This window comes from Streptomyces sp. P9(2023), assembly GCF_032436795.1.
GTDB lineage: Bacteria > Actinomycetota > Actinomycetes > Streptomycetales > Streptomycetaceae > Streptomyces.
Genome location: NZ_JAUPWM010000241.1, coordinates 1 through 352 on the forward strand (window position 1 = coordinate 1; position 352 = coordinate 352).

The 352-nt window shown below is 67.3% G+C and carries 1 protein-coding gene; it reads left to right on the forward strand.

Annotated features, from left to right (window positions below):
* A partial coding sequence (locus Q5762_RS37490; RefSeq protein WP_315896784.1) for a type I-E CRISPR-associated protein Cas6/Cse3/CasE occupies window positions 1-182 on the forward strand: 182 nt, incomplete at its 5' end.
* Window positions 183-352 lie beyond the last annotated feature (170 nt).

Consider the following 352-nt stretch of genomic DNA (forward strand, 5'->3'; position numbering starts at 1 on the left):
AGGGGCTGACGCCCGTCGTCACCAGCAAGCCTGGCCATGTTGTCACGCTGCGGCGAGTCGAGTTCATCGCCGCCGGCAGTGTCGTGGACGCTGCGGCTCTCCACGCCCTCCGCACAGCAGGTATCGGTTCAGGCAAAGCCTACGGCTGCGGGCTGCTGCTCGCGTTGGAGGTGAGGTCATGACCGCACCTCCAACGCGACTCGGGTGGGAGATGGCAGGTCGCCCCGCTCCGGTAGCGTCCATGTCCGCCTTGCTCGGCGATGCCGCGATGTGCCGCATGTGTGGCGGCAGCGACCTGTCCACTGCCGCCGTCGACAAGGCGTTGGGCACGAACTGGATCGACCACTCATGC